General features: G+C 35.0%; 16 protein-coding genes. 2 read left to right on the forward strand and 14 right to left on the reverse strand.

All coding sequences use genetic code 11. The annotated features are described in order from the left end of the window. From LNP04_RS00380 to LNP04_RS00445, 14 genes are all read right to left on the reverse strand, one after another. Positions 1–2,205, reverse strand: coding sequence for a bifunctional (p)ppGpp synthetase/guanosine-3',5'-bis(diphosphate) 3'-pyrophosphohydrolase (locus LNP04_RS00380; protein WP_229984613.1), 2,205 nt, complete (start codon positions 2,203–2,205; stop codon positions 1–3). Between the two features lie 119 nt (positions 2,206–2,324). Further along, on the reverse strand, positions 2,325–2,690 hold the full coding sequence (locus LNP04_RS00385) for a hypothetical protein (protein ID WP_229984614.1): 366 nt from the start codon (positions 2,688–2,690) through the stop codon (positions 2,325–2,327). A gap of 140 nt (positions 2,691–2,830) precedes the next feature. Beyond that, complete coding sequence (locus tag LNP04_RS00390) at positions 2,831–3,238, reverse strand: hypothetical protein (RefSeq protein ID WP_229984615.1); 408 nt, start codon at positions 3,236–3,238, stop codon at positions 2,831–2,833. A 293-nt stretch (positions 3,239–3,531) separates the two neighbouring features. Next, on the reverse strand, positions 3,532–3,756 hold the full coding sequence (locus LNP04_RS00395) for a hypothetical protein (RefSeq protein ID WP_229984616.1): 225 nt from the start codon (positions 3,754–3,756) through the stop codon (positions 3,532–3,534). A 68-nt stretch (positions 3,757–3,824) separates the two neighbouring features. Continuing rightward, on the reverse strand, positions 3,825–5,732 hold the full coding sequence (gene acs, locus LNP04_RS00400) for an acetate--CoA ligase (RefSeq protein ID WP_229984617.1): 1,908 nt from the start codon (positions 5,730–5,732) through the stop codon (positions 3,825–3,827). Between the two features lie 366 nt (positions 5,733–6,098). Then, positions 6,099–7,985 carry an AMP-binding protein gene (locus LNP04_RS00405; RefSeq protein ID WP_229984618.1) on the reverse strand — a complete coding sequence of 629 codons (1,887 nt, stop codon included), beginning with the start codon at positions 7,983–7,985 and terminating at the stop codon, positions 6,099–6,101. 40 nt (positions 7,986–8,025) lie between these two features. Continuing rightward, the gene (locus LNP04_RS00410; protein WP_229984619.1) at positions 8,026–8,391 is read right to left on the reverse strand and encodes a response regulator transcription factor; all 366 of its coding nucleotides are present in this window, start codon (positions 8,389–8,391) and stop codon (positions 8,026–8,028) included. A gap of 140 nt (positions 8,392–8,531) precedes the next feature. Beyond that, complete coding sequence (gene tnpA / locus LNP04_RS00415) at positions 8,532–8,984, reverse strand: IS200/IS605 family transposase (protein WP_229984620.1); 453 nt, start codon at positions 8,982–8,984, stop codon at positions 8,532–8,534. A gap of 197 nt (positions 8,985–9,181) precedes the next feature. Beyond that, complete coding sequence (locus LNP04_RS00420; RefSeq protein WP_229986329.1) at positions 9,182–11,899, reverse strand: ATP-binding protein; 2,718 nt, start codon at positions 11,897–11,899, stop codon at positions 9,182–9,184. Next, on the reverse strand, positions 11,892–12,086 hold the full coding sequence (locus LNP04_RS00425; RefSeq protein ID WP_229984621.1) for a hypothetical protein: 195 nt from the start codon (positions 12,084–12,086) through the stop codon (positions 11,892–11,894). Before LNP04_RS00425 ends, LNP04_RS00420 begins: the two co-directional genes overlap by 8 nt. Positions 12,087–12,465: 379 nt before the next feature. Next, on the reverse strand, positions 12,466–12,690 hold the full coding sequence (locus LNP04_RS00430; RefSeq protein WP_229984622.1) for a DUF6814 family protein: 225 nt from the start codon (positions 12,688–12,690) through the stop codon (positions 12,466–12,468). Between the two features lie 44 nt (positions 12,691–12,734). Continuing rightward, the gene (locus tag LNP04_RS00435) at positions 12,735–14,315 is read right to left on the reverse strand and encodes an MFS transporter (protein WP_229984623.1); all 1,581 of its coding nucleotides are present in this window, start codon (positions 14,313–14,315) and stop codon (positions 12,735–12,737) included. Positions 14,316–14,363: 48 nt separating this feature from the next. After that, positions 14,364–15,743 carry a porin gene (locus LNP04_RS00440; protein WP_229984624.1) on the reverse strand — a complete coding sequence of 460 codons (1,380 nt, stop codon included), beginning with the start codon at positions 15,741–15,743 and terminating at the stop codon, positions 14,364–14,366. Positions 15,744–16,003: 260 nt separating this feature from the next. After that, on the reverse strand, positions 16,004–16,420 hold the full coding sequence (locus tag LNP04_RS00445; protein ID WP_229984625.1) for a terminase gpP N-terminus-related DNA-binding protein: 417 nt from the start codon (positions 16,418–16,420) through the stop codon (positions 16,004–16,006). Positions 16,421–16,578: 158 nt separating this feature from the next. Here LNP04_RS00445 and LNP04_RS00450 point away from each other — a divergent pair, with 158 nt between their 5' ends. Both LNP04_RS00450 and LNP04_RS00455 read left to right on the forward strand, forming a co-directional pair. Beyond that, a complete protein-coding gene (locus LNP04_RS00450) occupies positions 16,579–17,178 on the forward strand; it encodes a GNAT family N-acetyltransferase (RefSeq protein WP_229984626.1) in 600 nt (199 codons plus the stop codon). Continuing rightward, complete coding sequence (locus LNP04_RS00455) at positions 17,150–18,343, forward strand: argininosuccinate synthase (protein WP_229984627.1); 1,194 nt, start codon at positions 17,150–17,152, stop codon at positions 18,341–18,343. Before LNP04_RS00450 ends, LNP04_RS00455 begins: the two co-directional genes overlap by 29 nt. Positions 18,344–18,430: the final 87 nt, after the last annotated feature.

Here is an 18,430-nt window from a genome sequence, read left to right on the forward strand (position 1 = left end):
TTAAATTCTGATGACTTTAGAAACACCGTCGATATCTTTTAGTTTTTTAAAAGTTTCATCGAGTTGACTTCTGTTTTTTACTTCAAGATTGATATTTCCGGTGAAAACGCCGTTGTTCGATTCAATTGACATACTCTTCATATCCATACCCATTGCACCGCTGATTACTGCAGTAATGTCATTGATCATTCCCATTCTGTCGAGTCCCTCGATCTCAATTTTAATACGGTTTTTGAAGCTTTCTTCATTTACCCATTTAGCAGGAATTACACGATAATCGTACTGAGCTCTCAGGTTGATCGCATTCGGACAATTGTCACTGTGTACTTTTATACCTTCGGAAATGGTGATAAATCCAAAAATTTTGTCTCCCGGGATTACGGTACAACATTTTGCATAACTGTAATTCAGTTTTTCTTCATCTTTCCCGAAAACAATCATATCCAGATTGATCTCTTTTGGCTCTACATAATGTTGGTTTTTTGTAGGTGATTTTCTGAATCTTGAAAGTAGGTTGTTGAATACGTTTTTACTTTCAATGTATTTTCTTAAACTACTCGCATCCAATTCATTCGTCTGGAATTTCAAAAATAGTTCCTGAGAGGTTTTCAGATTGAAAAACTTCTGAAGTTTATTGATTTCTTCATCATTAAAATTGATCTTTGCATGTCTCAATTTTCTGCGAAGAATTTCTTTCCCTTCGTCGACCAAAGAGTTTTTCTCAGAATTTAGATACCCTTTTATTTTTGATTTGGCTTTGGAAGTTACTACAAACTCCAGCCAATCAAACTTTGGTTTCTGGTTTTGAGACGAAAGAATATCTACCTGATCGCCATTTTGCAAAACATAAGAAATAGGGACTAATTTTCCATTGATCTTTGCTCCCAAGCACTTCATTCCTAAATCTGAGTGCACAGAAAATGCAAAATCTAAAGCGGTTGCATTAGTGGGAAGAATTTTAATCTCACCTTTTGGCGTAAAGACAAAAACTTCTTTAGAATATAAATTAAGTTTAATATTATCTAAAAGCTCAGAAGTAGAGAGATTCTGCTGTTGCTCAAGAACATCACGAATTTCGGTAACCCATTTCTCGAAATTTCGGTCGTCATTGGTTTGTTTGTAGCCTTCCTTGTACTTGTAATGTGCGGCAACACCTTTTTCAGCGATGTCATCCATTCTGTCTGAACGGATTTGCACTTCAATCCATTTTTTATCAGGACCAAGCACCGTTAAATGTAAACTTTCATAGCCCGTAGAACGTGGTTGCGTAATCCAGTCACGCATTCTCGACGGATTGCTGTGATAAACATCCGTTACTATCGAATAAATTTTCCAGGCCAAAAATTTCTCATTTTTAGCATCTGATTTATAAATGATTCTGATGGCGTAATTGTCAAAAACTTCCTCAAAAGTAACGCCCTGCTTGAGCATTTTTCTGTAAATCGACGAAATCGCTTTTGCACGGCCTTTGATGGTGACATTCAGCCCTTCGTCTTTTAAACGTACAGAAACCTCTTTTTTAAACTCTTCGATGTATCGCTCTCTGTTTTCCTTGGCAAGTTCTAATTTTTGCGTTATTTCATTATAAACATCCGGACTGTTATACTTCAATGATAAGTCCTCTAATTCAGATTTGATATTGTACAAACCTAAACGGTGTGCGAGTGGAGCATAAATGTAAACAGTTTCTGAAGCAATTTTTTTCTGCTTGTCCGGCGCCATGCTTTCCAACGTTCTCATATTGTGAAGTCGGTCTGCAATTTTGATCAAGATTACACGAAAATCTTCTGAAAGGGTGAGGAGTAGTTTTCTGTAATTTTCAGACTGCACAGAGATGTTCTGATGGTTCATGATTGAGATCTTGGTCAATCCGTTGACAATTTCCGCAATTTTATCACCAAAAATTTTTTTCAGGTCTTCGTAGGTGTAATCAGAATCTTCAATCACATCATGCAACAATGCACAGGCAATCGACGTTGCACCTAAACCAATTTCTGTCGCAACAATCTTTGCCACCGCAATAGGATGGTAGATGTACGGTTCCCCGGTTTTTCTTCTTTGGTCTTTGTGTGCATCTAATGCAATATCAAAAGCCTTTCGGATGAGTTTGTTGTTCTCTTCATCCAAAGTTCTGTATGTGTTAGAAATCAGGTCTTTATACCTCGCTAAGATTTCTTTATTCTCTTGTTCTAAGTCGTAACTCATTTGTGTAAAAGGCTTTGTTTAAACGAAAATACGAAAAATATGGCTATTTGTCAATTCTATAAACTAAAAATCCGTAGAAAAAATTCTACGGATCTGGTTATGAGTTTTTAGTTTTAATTTTAAGATTTCACTTCAGAATTTATTCCGTCATGCTGTACTTTGATTCTTACATCGGGGCTGCTGTGAATTTCAGCTCTACACCTTGCATCAATGTATTTTTTTATGTTGCTGTAGGATGCTTGTTCGATGCTCATGTTTTCAAATAAATACGTTTTGACAACAGAATTTTGATGAAATATATTCTGCGCTGCTGTTAACTGTTCATTATCTCTAATCTGTACACTCGCCATATATTGTGAATGCGGATGATCTTCTAGGAGATAAACTATATAATCAGAGTTTTCAAACCCCGAAGTTTCAACTTCGTTTTCTAACCGCTTATAATCACTGTGACGTTCAAATATTCCTGTTAAAATGCTTGACATAGTAATTTTGTTTTGGTACTTAAAGATAGTACTATTTTTCAAATAATTGGCAAAAATTTAATAAAATTTGATATATTTTATTTTATCTATAAAAAATTAATAATAATTAAGATATTATCTATTTTGATTGAGTTTTCATTTTAGTCTAGTTTCTTCCATTTTTCATCTCTCATAATATAGTCAATCTTTTCATAAAATTTTACTAGTCCTAAAGTTCCCTTTTCACCATAGTCGTAAATTTTTTTTCTTTTACCATTGTCAAAAATAATTTCAGTTACTTTTGATGGACAGTCTGAACATTCAATGGAGTACTTGTCTTCTAAATTTTCAAAACCTATTTGATTAAGTTCTTCAGCAATATTCTTAGAACTGGAAATATTATTTCCGCTGTATCTTCCTTCAAGATTTTTATAAAAGTTTGATTGAAGAATAATCGAATCTTTGTTTAGAGTTAATTGATATTCTATTCCTGGCGCATACCCTCCAATTTGAGTGAAAATTATCTTTTCAATATGATGCTTATTTATTGATGATATAAATTCTGTCAACTGATTATTTTTAATCATTAATGTATCATATTGAATCAAATCATTCTTGTTGTCACTATGTCTTTTAAAATTAACCAGCTTGATGAGATGTTGATTTCTATGAAAGATTATTTTGGCAGAAAATATGTCGTAAACTTTCTGCTTTCCAGGATTTAACAATTGATAACCAGCATCACTACTCAACAATAAAACAGTGTGGTAATAATCTTCATTAATTAATATTTTAACAATAATATTATCCTTGGTCTCTGGATAACTTAAATTTACTAAATAATCTTTCTTACCATCATCATTTAAATCTGCTTCATAAATTGGTTTGAAATTTTCCTTTTTTTTGTTTCTCTGAAAGTTTTTATAGAATCAATAAAATCTGCACCGTAAGAAAAATCCTTTTTCAGTTCTGAATTTTCATAGCCTTTATGTGAATGTATAATTTCCAGAATCTCACTTTCATTGAGTTCTGTTTTCTCACAGGAGTGCAGAAGAAAAATTCCAATTAAAATATAAATTAATTTCATTACGAATGTTTTAAGGATAAAAAAGCCCGTCTAAAAAATTAAACAGGCTCTAAATTATTTAAATAAAATTAAATTCTCTCATTTTTAATTTCCTCTACAATTTCGGGATTCAACAGAGTAGAAGTGTCTCCGAAATTAGAGAAGTCACCTTCCGCAATTTTTCTTAAAATTCTACGCATAATTTTTCCTGAACGTGTTTTCGGAAGTCCGGAGACAAACTGAATTTTATCTAATTTAGCAATCGGACCAATCTGATCTGAGATCAACTGATTGATTTCCTTAACTAAATTTTCCTGCTTTCTGTCTGATCCCGAATCTTTTAAAATCACAAAACCATACAATGCACTTCCTTTGATATCATGAGGAAATCCTACAATTGCAGATTCTGCTACAGCCGGATGTTCGTTGATGCTGTCTTCAATCGGTGCAGTTCCTAAATTGTGTCCCGAAACAATTACCACATCATCTACACGACCCGTAATTCTGTAATAACCTACTTCGTCTCTCAAAGCACCGTCACCAGTGAAATATTTCCCCGGAAATGCTGAGAAATAAGTCTCTTTATATCTTTGGTGATCTCCCCAAATCGTTCTCGCAATTCCCGGCCACGGAAAACGGATGCAGAGATTTCCGGTCACCTGATTTCCTGTAATTTCATTGCGTTTGTCATCCATTAAGACAGGCTGAATTCCCGGTAACGGAAGGGTTGCATACGTCGGTTTTGTCGGTGTAACGAAAGGAATAGGAGAGATCATGATTCCGCCGGTTTCCGTCTGCCACCAGGTGTCTACAATCGGACATTTTTTTCTTCCGACATGATCGTTGAACCAATGCCACGCTTCATCATTAATCGGTTCTCCAACAGATCCGATTACTCTTAATGAGCTTAAATCATGTTTATCAACCCATTCAGCACTTTCTTTTGCTAAAGAACGGATAGCAGTTGGAGCTGTATAAAATTGGGTAACTTTATGTTTTTCAATCACTTCCCAGAATCTGTCTGGTTCAGGATAAGTCGGAATTCCTTCGAAAATTACAGTAGTTGCACCGTTCAAAAGTGGTCCGTAAAGAATGTAAGAATGCCCGGTAATCCAGCCAATATCTGCCGTACACCAGTAAATATCATTTTCCTGATAATTAAAAACATTTTTGAACGTGTACGCCGAATAAACCATGTATCCTGCTGAAGTATGAAGCATCCCTTTTGGTTTTCCCGTAGAGCCTGAAGTGTACAGAATAAACAAAGGATCTTCTGCATCCATAATAATGGTTACGAAATCTGCAGATGCTTTTTTGTATAAATCTTCCATCCAGAAATCTCTGCCTTCCTTCATTTTAACCTCGTTGTTGGTGCGTTTTACAACCAAAACTTTTTCTACGGTAGGACATTTTTCTACTGCTTCGTCTATAATCGATTTTAAATCTAAAACTTTACTTCCTCTGTAACTTCCGTCGGAAGTAATCAGCATTTTTGCACTACAATCATTCACTCTGGAAACCACAGCAGAAGCCGAGAATCCCGCAAATATTACGGAATGAACTGCTCCCAATTTTGCACAAGCTAACATTGTAACCGCCAATTCAGGAATCATTGGAAGATAGATGCAGACTCTGTCGCCTTTTTGGATTCCCATGTCTTTCAAAACATTGGCTGTCTTGTTGACTCTTTCGTACAGTTCGTTGTAGGAAATGTGCTGGGCTTCTTCTTTAGGGTCGTTGGGTTCCCAGATGATGGCTGTTTTTTCACCACGCACTGATAAATGTCTGTCGAGGCAGTTTTTGGTGATATTTAATTTAGCATCTTTAAACCAAGTGATTTTTGCTTCATTCATATCATATTTTACCACCTTGCTCCATCTTTGATACCAGACAAAATTTTTGTCAGCCACCTTGTCCCAGAATTTTTTCGGGTTTTTGATTGATTTTTTGTACTCTTCAAAGTAGTGCGGTAAATCTTCTATCACGTAATTTCTCATACTTTTTCTTTTTAGAATTATTTATTGTTTATTTTTTTATTTAAGTAGTGTCTTTTCGATTTTCAAATTGAACACGAAGCGCACGAAGTTTTTTTACTACAAACTGCTTTTAAGTCTCACAAAGCCGTTTCACTTGTGTAAGACTTTGTTTTTTTATTTAACTATCAATAATTGTATTTAGTTGAAGTTCCATGATTGGTAAAAATCTATTTTTGATTGATGTTTCAATTTGCCAGGTTTTTATAAATCCGAAACTTTCATAAATTTCTCTGCATTCGCGTCGTCGTCCAGAAGTATTCTTGTTCTTTTGCTTTGTTTTATTTTAAAAATGAAATCATTCAAATCTGACTTTCGCATTTATTTAAATTACTTTCTGTATTCCTGAATTTTATCTTTCAATTCATCAATAATCTTCTCATCATCAATCGTTGACGGAATCTGAAATTCCTTTCCATCAATAATCGTCCTGATCAATTTTCTTAAAATCTTTCCTGAGCGGGTTTTTGGAAGTCGTTTAACTACCATTACGCTTTTTAAAAATGCTACTGCACCAATTTTTTCTCTGACTTGTAGAATGATTTCTTTCTCTACATCTGCTTCTGAAATTGCACTACCATTTTTTAAAACAACCGTTGCAAAAGGAACTTGTCCACGCAAATCATCATCAATTCCTACAACAGCACATTCGGCAATATCGGGATGTGAAGAAACAATTTCTTCCATTTCCGAAGTTGAAAGTCGGTGACCGGCTACATTGATGACATCATCTACACGACCTGTAATAAAAATATATCCGTCTTCATCTTTTATAGCTCCATCTCCAGAAAAGTAATAGCCTTTATATTGTGATAAATAACTTTTCTCAAAACGATCGTAATCATTCCAGATTCCCAACATTGCCCCTGGAGGAAGCGGAAGTTTGATGACTAAGTAACCCTCTTTATGTTCATCTAATTCGTAACCATTTTCGTCAAAAATTTTAATATCGTACCCCGGAATCGGTTTTCCTGCTGAAGCTCTTTTAATTTTATAATCATCATCAAAAGTCATCAGACCTAACATCGGTGAACCAGATTCTGTCTGCCACCAATGATCGATAGCGGGAACTCCGATATGCTTTTCAAACCAGTCTAAAGTGGCAACATCACATCTTTCACCTGCCAGAAACTGTTTTTTCAAATGTGATAAGTCGTATTTTTTCACCAATTCACCATTCGGGTCTTCTTTTTTAATCGCTCTGATGGCTGTTGGAGCTGTAAACATTGCAGCCACTTTATATTCAGAAATAATTCTCCAGAAAGTTCCTGCATCAGGAGTCATAATGGGTTTTCCTTCAAAGATGATAGTGGTATTTCTGTTAATTAAAGGGCCGTAAACGCTGTAACTGTGACCGACTGCCCAACCAAAATCTGATGCTGCCCAAAAAGTTTCGCCGTGCTCAATGCCATAAATATATTTCATTGAGAATTTCAAAGCGGTTGCGTAACCTCCCGTATCTCTTGTGATTCCTTTTGGTTTGCCAGTTGTTCCGGAAGTGTAAAGTAAGTATAACGGATGATTTGATTCTATTGAAACACAATCTGCAGGTTTGGACTTTTCAACTAACTCTTCATAATCGATGATGCCTTCAAACATTTCATGTTGATTATCAACTAATTTTCTGTTGAAAACAATGATGTTTTCGACTTTATCCTGCGCCAGTTCAATCGTTTTTTCAACCAATGGCAGATAAGGAATTCTTTTCGCTATTTCAATTCCTGCGGTGGCTGTAATTAAAGCTTTAGGTTTGCAATCATCAATTCTTACGACCAATTCGTGCGGCGCAAAACCTCCGAAAACAACATTATGAATCACTCCAATCCTTGCGCACGCCAACATCGAGAAAAGCGTTTGCGGTATCATCGGCATGTAAATTACTGCGGTGTCACCCTTTTTTAAACCTAAAGAAACTAATCCGCCAGCTAACTTCGAAATTTCTTCTTTGGCTTGATTAAAAGTATATTTTTTCTTCTGATTCGTCACCGGAGAATCGTAGATAATTGCAGTTTGTTCTCCAAAACCGTCTTCAATATGTTTATCGATGCAGAGGTAAGACATATTCAGTTTCCCATCTGCAAACCATTGAGTGTAGTCGTTTTCATCTTTTGAAATAATTATATCGGGAAATTTAAACCACGAAATTTCCTGAGCCTGCTCTTTCCAAAACTGCTCTTTGTTTTCTATGCTTTGTTTAAATAAATTGTCTGCGTTCATAATTTTTGTGTTTGATTTTTTAAACACTAATTATTCGTGTTTAAGCATTAAGCAGTTCCTCAATCTGAGAAATCAGTTTTTTTATCGAATATGGTTTTGTTACATACGCATCTGCTCCCATTTCCAGTCCTTTTTCAATGTCTTTTGGGTTATTTTTAGCACTCAGGAAAAGAACTTTCGTGTTGTTTAAATTGTCGTTCTTTTTGATTTCTTCTAAAGTGCTGTATCCGTCAAGATTGGGCATCATGATGTGGAGTAAAATTACGTCAGGAACAATCGTTTTCAGAAATTCCAAAACCTCATTTCCGTCTCTTGCGATGAAAACTTCGTAACCTATTTTCCGGAAACTGTATTCCAGGGACATTAATATTTTGTGTTCGTCATCTGCAATTAATATTTTTTTCATTGTGTATTTTCTTTATGATTCAACTTCATTGTTTTTTATGTTTTATCTGATAACCCGCAAGGTTTAATTTTAATAGCCGTAGGTGAAACCTATGGAATGTAAATCATCATTCGCATCAAAACAACCCGATAGGGTTTAATTTAAATAATTTCACCTTCAAATATAATCCCATTCTCTTTCAATAACCTTTTAAATTCATGCTCAAACGTCTCTTTCTTGTGGTGTTCTTTTTGATTTTTAATATAATTTATAACAGTTTCCTTTTCTCTCACCGAGATTGTAAATGCTCCATAACCTTCCTGCCATCCTTCGAACTCATCAAATAATCCAGATTCTTTCATCCATAAGTTTGATGCTACTTTAATATCTTTTACCAAACTGCTGAGATTCAAATTTGGATGTAAGTCACATAAAATATGAATGTGGTCTGGCATCCCATTAATTCTGTATAATTTACATTTTTTATTGTTTAAAATACCCCAAATGTATTTGTAAAGTTCTGATTCATTTTTTTCATTAATGGCCTTTTCTCTGTGTTTTGTTCCAAAAACAATGTGATAAAATATTTGTCTGTACGTTCCCATTTTTTCCATTTGTGTTTTTTAATATTGAACCCTGTCGGGTTCGTTTTACGTTGTCTCAATCTACCATGGGTTTCACCCACGGCTATTAATATTGAACCCTGTCGGGTTAGCCATTTATAGTGACCTTTTACAATTGTTTCACCTACGGTTAATCACATTGAACCCTATCGGGTTCGTTGTTTACGATCTCCTTTTTAACATAGGTCTCAACCATGGCTACTCATATTGAATTCTTCGGGTTTTCCGTCGTCATCTGTTTTTATCATTGGTAACATTATTGTAAACGTCACGCCCAATCCGCTGTTTTCTGCTTTAATGTTTCCGTTATGGGCTTCGACGATTCTTTTTGAAATTGCCAATCCAAGACCACTTCCGGTGGGTTTTAAAATGTTTTGGTTTTTTGACTGATAAAATTTATCAAAAATCATTTCCAAATCTTCTTCGGAAATATGTTTGCCCGTATTGAATATTTTTATAATTAAAAAGTTATCTCTTTCTGAAAATTTAGTTTGAATGATGCCTTGATCTTCAGTGAATTTCAAAGCATTTCCTAAAATATTCTGAAACAACTGAATAAATCTAGCTTCATCATATTCAAATTGATAATGATTCAATAAATCAACTTCGCTCACATGAATGAATTTCTGCTGAATTAAATGTAATATTGGGTTTAAAGCCTTTTTATAGGTTTCAATAATATTATTTTCATGAATATTTAATGCGATTTCTCCGTGCTGAAGTTTATCCAAATATAAAATATCGTTGATGATTTCACTGAGACGGTCAGATTCTGTAATGATGTTATTTAAAAATTCTCTTTTAATATCTAAAGGAATATCGTCGTCATCTGCTAAAATTTCTCCAGCCGAACGAATTGCGGTAATCGGAGTTCTTAATTCATGCGCAACAGAATCAAGAAAATCATCTTTCTGACGGTCTTTGACGATGAGATTTTCATTTGCGGCACTGAGGTCGTTGGAAAGCTGTTTCAGTTCTTCGGATTTCTCAGTCAGTTTCTTGTTTAATGTGATATTTTCTTTAGATTCTTCTAAGATATTTAGAACTTCTTTCAACGAAATTTTATCTTCTTTGGTCACGCCTTCGATCAGAATTTTTGCAGAAGCAGTGCCGATTCGTCCTGCCAAAAGGTTTTCTGAAAATTTAATAAATCGTGAATCTGCCGTTTCGGTTTGCGAATCGATATTGTATTTAATATTAAAAATCCGCATGGCCTGTTCGGTTTTTTTTTGGCCTAAAAAACGTTCCAGAATATTTTGAATATCAGAAACATAAGCAGTTCCTCTCCAAATGAATGCGTCTTCATGATTTTGAATATACTTATCGATATCAACGTACAATTCTGCGAAATTTCTCTCACGATAATTTCCTTTCATGCTTACTGAAAGTATGGTAAACAGGGCGGTATTTACCAAAATCGACCAGAAGAAAATTTCAGGAATTCTGGTTAAAAAATAAATATCGAAAAACTGAAAAGTATCATATAGATCTCTTAAAAAACCTTTTAATTCTGAATTATAAGAAAAGTAATACTGCGGAATAATTAATCCGAAATAGCAAATAATTAATCCCGCTAAAAGTCCGATTACTGCGCCTTTGTAACTTCCTCTTCTCCAAAATATCGCTCCGAAAAATGCAGGAGCCAATTGTGCAATGATGACAAATGAAATTAATCCGACAGAATCTAGAGAACTTCTTAAAATAAAATATTTGTAAAAGGCAAAAGCCAGAATAATCAATCCGAATATCGAAAATTTACGGATGTTGGTAATATTTCTGGTGTTTTGAACTTCATTTTCTGCTTTAAATTTTCCTAACAAACCGTAAGGAATAATTAAATTATTCGAAAGCATAATTGAAAGCGTGATAGCTGAAATGATAATCATGGAAATTGACGAACTTAAACCACCCAAAAAAACCAAAACTGTAATCAGGGTATTATTAAAATATTGCGGAATGAGAATAGAGTAGAACTCAGGGTTTACGTTTTGTCCTTCGAAGATCAATCTTCCGCCCCACGCAATCGGGAAGATGAAAATGGTGAATATCAAAAGATATAAGGGGAAGAACCAGATTGCTGTTTTGATGTGTTTTTCCTGTCTGTTTTCAACAATTGCGGTGTGAAACTGTCTTGGTAGAATGCAAATTGCAGTTCCGGAAATCATGCAGAGAACCATCCAGTTCATGGCGCCTTCAATTCCGTTAAAGGTGTTTTTAGCTTTAAAATCCGGGAATTTGCTTGCCTTTTGATACAAGTCTGAAAATCCGTCAAATGCATAATAGATGACGAATAATCCTAAAATAATAATGAAAAATAATTTAAGAAAACTCTCCAAAGCAATTGCGGAAATAATTCCTAAACGTTTTTCGGAGGCATCAACGTATTTTGTTCCGTAATAAGATGAAAAAACAGCAATTAAAATAACTACAAAAGTTCCGCTGTCGGTTAAAATATTTTGAGAAATTTTGGTTTCTGTAACCAAATGGAAAGTTTCGGAAATTGCTTTTATCTGCAATCCGATGTAAGGAATAATTGCAAAAAGACAAACCAAAGTAATAATGGCACTGAAGCTTCTGCTGTTTCCATATCGTAGTGAAATGAAATCGGCTAAACTGCTGATTTTGTTAACTCTAGAAATTCTAACAATTCTTGTGTTAATGTAAATCCAAGCCGGAATCACCATGATCGGGCCAATGTAAATCGGCAAATAATTGAGTCCGCTGGTTGCTGCCACGCCAATACTTCCATAATATGTCCATGCGGTGCAATACACGGCAAGAGACAATGCATAGATGTATGGGTTATTGATCCAGATTTTACTCTTTTTCTTCTCTGCCAAATGGGCAACTAAGAACAAAAGTGCGAGGTAAATAAGGACAACGATAAATAATGCGAAACTACTCATCATATTTTTTTACGATTACAAAAGATACAATGATGGAAAACATCCAGACTGCGAAAAAATAAACAAGAAGCATAGGATAACCAAAAACCTCCCTTTCACTGTTGAAAAGCAAAGAAATGGGAATGCTGAAAGCAATCAGTAAACCTACGCTCAGAATAATCAGTTTTTGCTCGTGACGCTTTTTCATAGTTGATGAATGATAATTGATTGGTTTAAATGTGTTGTGCTCATTTACTCTAAAATATCTTTGTTTATGTATCTAAAATAAATTAAATGAAATTTAAATCCTTGTATTTCATCGTTAAACGGAGTGCCTTTGTTTTTCTTAAAACTATCTCAGTTTTCTGAACCTTTTGTTTAACCTTGCGTTTAATTTAACGCAAGACTAAACAAAGATTTTGATTAAAATACTTTAAGTTTTTAAGGTAAACTAAGGCGTTTCACTTATAAAAGTAATACAAATTATAATTTAAAACATGCTAAAAATTTATATAAAAATATGTTAGTTTTAAAAATGATAATTGATGAACAAAATCATTCATCAATTATCATCTGTCATTTATAATTTATTTCTCGTCAGAATATTCTCCAATCAAGGAATAATATCCGAAGATGGCCAATCCGCCTGTGACAATCGGAACCAATACAAAAAGTATAATGATGCCGAATACCAAATCTTCCTGTTTGCCTGATGTGATTTTAGGGATGCCCATCACTGTTATTCCGAAGTAGGCAACGATTAAGGCGGCTAAAATCCATACAATGCCTAATATTTTTTTTAATCCGTTCATTTTAGTAGATTTAAAATTAATAAATTTTTAAGTGATTATCCCTATTAATCGTGGATATTGTTGTTCTTATTTTTAAGATAAATCAATCCGATGACTAAACAGACGGCGGCAACTCCAATCGGATACCAAAGTCCCTGCAGATACCACGTCGCATGACCTGCATCTTTTCCGGAAGTTACGAGATAAGTCGCTACTGCGGGAAGCAATCCTCCAAAAACCCCATTACCAATGTGATATGGCAAAGACATCGATGTGTAGCGGATTCTCACTGGGAACATTTCAACCAAAAATGCTGCAATCGGACCGTAAACCATCGTCACAAAAATTACTTGAACAAATACAAGGAAGACCAAATACCATCTTGTGTCGTCATTTAAAGTAATTGCTGTCGAAACTTTTGGCTCTTCAGCTTTTCCGTCTTTCATTACTGGGCCGGCGGCTGACCAGTGAACGATACTGTCTTTTTTAATTAAAGTTCCGTCTGTATAAGCTGTTTGTTTATGGAATGTAACTAAACTGTCTGATGCAATAGTTTTGTGCACTGCCGCAACTCTTGTTTCTTTAATCCCATTGTCTGCCACGGTTTTTGCCTCAATATTCACGCTTTTGTACATTGCATCGTAAATCGGTCTGTAGGCTAAAATTGCGACCAGCATTCCGGTCATCATAATCGCTTTTCGACCAATTTTATCTGAAAGCCAACCGAAAAACACAAAGAAAGGTGTTCCCATCAGTAATGCTGTTGCCATCAGATAATCGACCTGCATCGAATTGATATTCATCACTTTTTGGAGAAAACTCATTGCGTAAAACTGTCCTGTGTACCAGATCACCCCTTGTCCCATTGCAGCTCCGAATAAGGCAAGCAAAACAAATTTGAAATTAAATTTATTTCCAAAACTTTCTTTTAAAGGATTTTTTGAAGTTTTCCCTTCACTTTTAGCCTTCGCAAAAAGAGGAGATTCCTTCATGTTTTTTCTGATAAAATAAGAAACTCCAACCATTAAGATTGAAATCCAGAACGGAACCCTCCATCCCCAAGAATCAAAATCTTCTGCTGAAAGTGTATTTTTAGTAATTAAAATAACAATCAATGAAATGAAAAGCCCTGCTGTAGCGGTAGTCTGAATCCAGGAAGTCCAGTAACCTCTTCTGTGTGGCTGCGAGTATTCTGCGACATAAGTTGCTGCTCCGCCGTACTCTCCACCTAAAGCTAATCCCTGTAAAAGTCTTAAAATTAAAACTAAAACCGGCGCCATAAATCCGATGGTTTCATATCCCGGAATACATCCGATCAGGAAGGTTGAGAATCCCATGATCAATAACGTAACTAAGAAAGTGTATTTCCTTCCGATAATGTCTCCCAATCTTCCGAAAAATAAGGCTCCGAAAGGTCTGACTACAAATCCGGCTGCAAAAGTTGCGAGCGTAGATAAAAATGCTGCGGTAGGATTGTCTGCCGGAAAGAATTTAGTCGCCAAAACGACTGCCAGACTTCCGAAAATATAGAAATCATACCATTCTATCAAGGTTCCGAGGGACGATGCGGTGATGACGCTCCAGATGGTGCGGTTTTTCTGCTTATCTGTCATATTCTCGTAAACATCGTGGTGTTGTTCGCTCATATTAGTAGATTTTTTTTGTTAGTGATTAAAATTTTATAGGATTAGTTTTTATAAATAAATTTGGAGTTGTACAATAAATTCCCCTTTAGATTTCGGGTTTTCTGTCGGACTTGTATAAACAGGTCTTGTAGAATATTGTGTTGTAATTTTTGCATGATGACCATCCAGAAACCAGTTGGCTCCCACATCAAACTGTGAAGATGGCTTATCAAACGCTTCAAAATCTTTGTAAGTATAAGCCGCAAAAGGCTGAATTCTGACTTTTGGTTTTTCTGCCTGACTTGGTAGTAATAAACCAGCCTGAGCATAAACGACATTACCGGTTCCAATCATTGGCTGAAGGTTTCCGGGGCCAGCTAAAGCTCTCTGTCCGACAAAATTAGGGTCATTGGCTGCGATGTTCATAGTTCCTAAATTTCTGATGTAATTTGGACCAAAATTATAGTTGAAATAACCTGCATAAGCCGATACAGCCATTTTATTTTTAGCTTCGCCCAAAGGAATATCGGCAAAAGCATCTACCGAAAGTAGGGTAATGTCGTGTTTTTCGATGTTGGAATTAAGTGATGTTCTTGTTCCTTCTGCCTGATGATAAAAACCTGCACCGAGGTTGAAGACTTTTTTGGTTCCCAGATAAGAACCCACTTTGAAAGGAAGAAGATTAGACTCTGTATCTAAGAATTGATATTCAAAATAACCTGCTTTTGACCAGTTCGGATTTCCGTTGTTATCAACCGCAACTTCATTTCCTGGAATTAAAGTGTTGGCTGGAGCTAAATCTGTTGCGAAAGGTTTGTTTAAACTCATTCGGTATTCAAATTTTCCGTACTTACCTTTTGCAAAAACTCCCATTTGTCTTGCAAACTGATCAGAATTATCAATCAACGGCCAGCTGAAAATCGGTGAATCTAAAGTCAGAAAGTTCAGTGTCGAAGCCATCGTCATACGGGAAAGTCCCATGTAATAATGAAGTCCGCCTCCTAATGTTAAGCTGAATTTTCCTGCATCTCCCGGCATTACAACGGCATATTCATTCCAGGCATCATGAAAAAAAAGCTGAGGTTTTTTACCGTTTCCGTAACCTCCAGTTCCTGTAGTTCCTGTTGCGCCACCATTAATGAAAGTCTGATTGTTGATTCCGATGTGGGTGACAATCATATAACGCTTCGTGATTTGTGCGTAGGCTAAAATACGTGCTCGTCGGTTTCCTAAGTTCCAGGTATTGTCGGTTGGTTCGCCGCCAACCATACTTCCGGGGTTCATTTTTGTGTTCCTGATCCAGAACTGATCCCAGAGAATAAATCTGACGTATTTATCTCCTTCAGGATTTAAATTTATTTTTAAACCATTTCCATAATCAGGAGAACCCTGACTGTAGACAGAACTGCTTATTAAAGCTAATCCAATAAAACTTAATATTTTCTTCATAAATTATTAATTTTTTGGCTGTTATTTTGTGAAAGCCAAATTGGAATTAATAATTTAGTTGTGAAAATTTAATATATATTAAAGGTAAGAGTATAGTTAATAGTTTAAAGTGATGAATTATGAGTTTGAAAAGTCATTAATTGTAAGCAATTATTTTAATTTAAATGGTATTTAATGGTTTGATTTACAGTTTTTTAAATTGAAATTAATTCTACTTTTAAAACTCAAAACGTATAATTAATAACTCAAAACTATAAAACTTATTTTTTAAATCTTTCCCATTTAATCAACATATACTTGTCTGCAAACTGTGTGATAATTAATCCAGAATCTTTAATGTTTTCTTCTTTCGAAATATAATCGATTAGTTCGTTTTGCTTTAAAACTTTATAAACAGGATGGAAATCAGAATGGGGTGGTCTTGTAATATTATATTTCTTAATCCACGAACTTACAGTAACGTGAGAAACCCCGATAATCCTTTCTATTTCACGGAAACTTAATCCTTCAAGATATAACTGAAGTGCTTTTGTAACATAATAATCATCAATCTTTTTACCTAATTTTTTAACGGTAAAATAATAATTACAGTCTTTACAATGGAATCTTTGTTTCTCATTAATGATTCCGCTTTTTACGACTTTTTCACTCTTACATTTCGGGCAAATATTTTCCATATATAGTATTTTAGCAAATATATAATAATTTAGCAATATTAAATTTTAACAATAAGATAATTATACCTGTTAATATTAATTAAACAATAAAATTATCTTTTTAATTTGGTTTTTAAAGATAATATGTTTTAAATTTGCCAAAAAATTCAGATAAATAAATGGAAATAGAAATTTCCTCATGCGAACATTTAATGTATGTGAGTGAAATACAGCAGGAAATGTATGATTCTGCACAGCGACGAGGAACGGGAATCGCTAAACGTTCTATAGAATATTTAAGTAAAAAGATTTCAGAAGGCAATGCTGTAGTTGCTACTGAAAACGGTGAGTGGGTGGGGTTTTGTTATATAGAAACCTGGTCACATGGTCAGTTTGTGGCCAACTCAGGATTAATTGTTTCCCCAAAATTCAGGGAAAGAGGAGCTGCAACTTTAATAAAAGATAAAGTTTTCCAACTTTCCAGAGATAAATATCCGACTGCGAAAATTTTCGGATTGACGACAGGTTTGGCTGTCATGAAAATCAATAGTGATTTAGGGTATAAGCCTGTTATTTATTCTGAATTAACACAGGACGAAGAATTCTGGAACGACTGCAAAAGCTGCGTCAACTATGAAATTTTAATGAAAAAAGAACGTAAAAACTGCCTTTGCACGGCAATGCTTTTCGTTCCTGAAAATAATAAAGTAAATGGAGTTGTAAATAATCAACCCGAAAATCAATATAAAAATGAGCAAGAAAGTAATCTTAGCATTTAGCGGAGGTTTAGATACCTCTTACTGTGCCAAATATTTGAGTGAAACACTTGGATATGAGGTATATGCAGTCACTGTAAATACCGGAGGTTTTTCTAAAGAAGAGGAAAAAGAATTGGAGAAAAAAGCCTTTAATCTTGGGGTGAAAGAATACAGGTGCGTTGATGCTCAGGAAGATTATTACGATTCTTGTGTGAAGTATTTGATCTTTGGGAATGTTTTGAAAAACAATACATATCCATTGTCGGTAAGTGCTGAACGTACAATTCAGGCGCAGGAAATTGGAAAATTTGCGATTGAAATCGGGGCTGATGCGATCGCTCACGGAAGTACGGGTGCTGGAAATGATCAAGTTCGTTTCGATTTAATTTTTAAGGTCATGTGCCCGAATGTAGAAATTATTACGCCAATTCGTGATCTATCTTTATCCCGTGAAGAGGAAATTGAATTTTTGAAAGGCCATGGTTACGAAATGGAATTCCAAAAAGCACAATATTCAGTCAATAAAGGACTTTGGGGAACTTCAGTTGGTGGAAAAGAAACCTTGACTTCAAGAAATTATCTTCCTGAAGAAGCTTTTCCATCTCAGATTAAAGAAACTAAGCCTTCAGAACTGGAAATTGAATTCAAAAATGGTGAAGTTGTAGCGGTAAACGGTGAAAATTTTGAACACTCGGTTTACGCCATTCAAAAAATTGAAGAATTGGCTTCTGCTTATGGAATCGGTCGTGATATTCATGTTGGAGATACAATTGTTGGGATTAAAGGGAGAGTAGGTTTTGAAGCGGCAGCAGCTTCTGTCATCATCAAATCGCATCATTTACTGGAAAAACATACGCTCTCAAAATATCAGCAGATGATGAAATCTCAATTGTCAGATTGGTATGGAAACTGGCTTCACGAGGCGCTTTTCTTAGATCCTGTGATGAGAAATATTGAGTCTTTCTTGGTAGATTCTCAAAAAACGGTAAGTGGAAAAGTGTTTGTGACCCTTCATCCATATAGATTTATTTTAAACGGAATTGAATCTAAGCATGATCTAATGTCCGAAAAATTCGGAAGCTATGGTGAAGCAAATAGAGCGTGGACAGGGGAAGATGTGAAAGGGTACACGAAAATCGTAAGCAATTCTTTAAATATATATCATCAGATTAATTCAGCATTATAATGTAACCCGAAGGGTTCAATAAAAGTAGCCATAGGTGAAACCTATGGATCGAAAATCAATGTACCAATGAACCCGAAGGGTTCAACA

This window comes from Chryseobacterium sp. C-71, assembly GCF_020911865.1.
GTDB lineage: Bacteria > Bacteroidota > Bacteroidia > Flavobacteriales > Weeksellaceae > Chryseobacterium.

Coding starts and splice junctions, on each gene's coding strand:
- LNP04_RS00380 (WP_229984613.1), bottom strand. CDS start 2,205: ATGAGTTACGACTTAGAACAAGAGAATAAAGAAATCTTAGCGAGGTAT.
- LNP04_RS00385 (WP_229984614.1), bottom strand. CDS start 2,690: ATGTCAAGCATTTTAACAGGAATATTTGAACGTCACAGTGATTATAAG.
- LNP04_RS00395 (WP_229984616.1), bottom strand. CDS start 3,756: ATGAAATTAATTTATATTTTAATTGGAATTTTTCTTCTGCACTCCTGT.
- acs (WP_229984617.1), bottom strand. CDS start 5,732: ATGAGAAATTACGTGATAGAAGATTTACCGCACTACTTTGAAGAGTAC.
- LNP04_RS00405 (WP_229984618.1), bottom strand. CDS start 7,985: ATGAACGCAGACAATTTATTTAAACAAAGCATAGAAAACAAAGAGCAG.
- LNP04_RS00410 (WP_229984619.1), bottom strand. CDS start 8,391: ATGAAAAAAATATTAATTGCAGATGACGAACACAAAATATTAATGTCC.
- tnpA (WP_229984620.1), bottom strand. CDS start 8,984: ATGGAAAAAATGGGAACGTACAGACAAATATTTTATCACATTGTTTTT.
- LNP04_RS00420 (WP_229986329.1), bottom strand. CDS start 11,899: ATGAGTAGTTTCGCATTATTTATCGTTGTCCTTATTTACCTCGCACTT.
- LNP04_RS00425 (WP_229984621.1), bottom strand. CDS start 12,086: ATGAAAAAGCGTCACGAGCAAAAACTGATTATTCTGAGCGTAGGTTTA.
- LNP04_RS00430 (WP_229984622.1), bottom strand. CDS start 12,690: ATGAACGGATTAAAAAAAATATTAGGCATTGTATGGATTTTAGCCGCC.
- LNP04_RS00435 (WP_229984623.1), bottom strand. CDS start 14,315: ATGAGCGAACAACACCACGATGTTTACGAGAATATGACAGATAAGCAG.
- LNP04_RS00440 (WP_229984624.1), bottom strand. CDS start 15,743: ATGAAGAAAATATTAAGTTTTATTGGATTAGCTTTAATAAGCAGTTCT.
- LNP04_RS00445 (WP_229984625.1), bottom strand. CDS start 16,420: ATGGAAAATATTTGCCCGAAATGTAAGAGTGAAAAAGTCGTAAAAAGC.
- LNP04_RS00450 (WP_229984626.1), top strand. CDS start 16,579: ATGGAAATAGAAATTTCCTCATGCGAACATTTAATGTATGTGAGTGAA.
- LNP04_RS00455 (WP_229984627.1), top strand. CDS start 17,150: ATGAGCAAGAAAGTAATCTTAGCATTTAGCGGAGGTTTAGATACCTCT.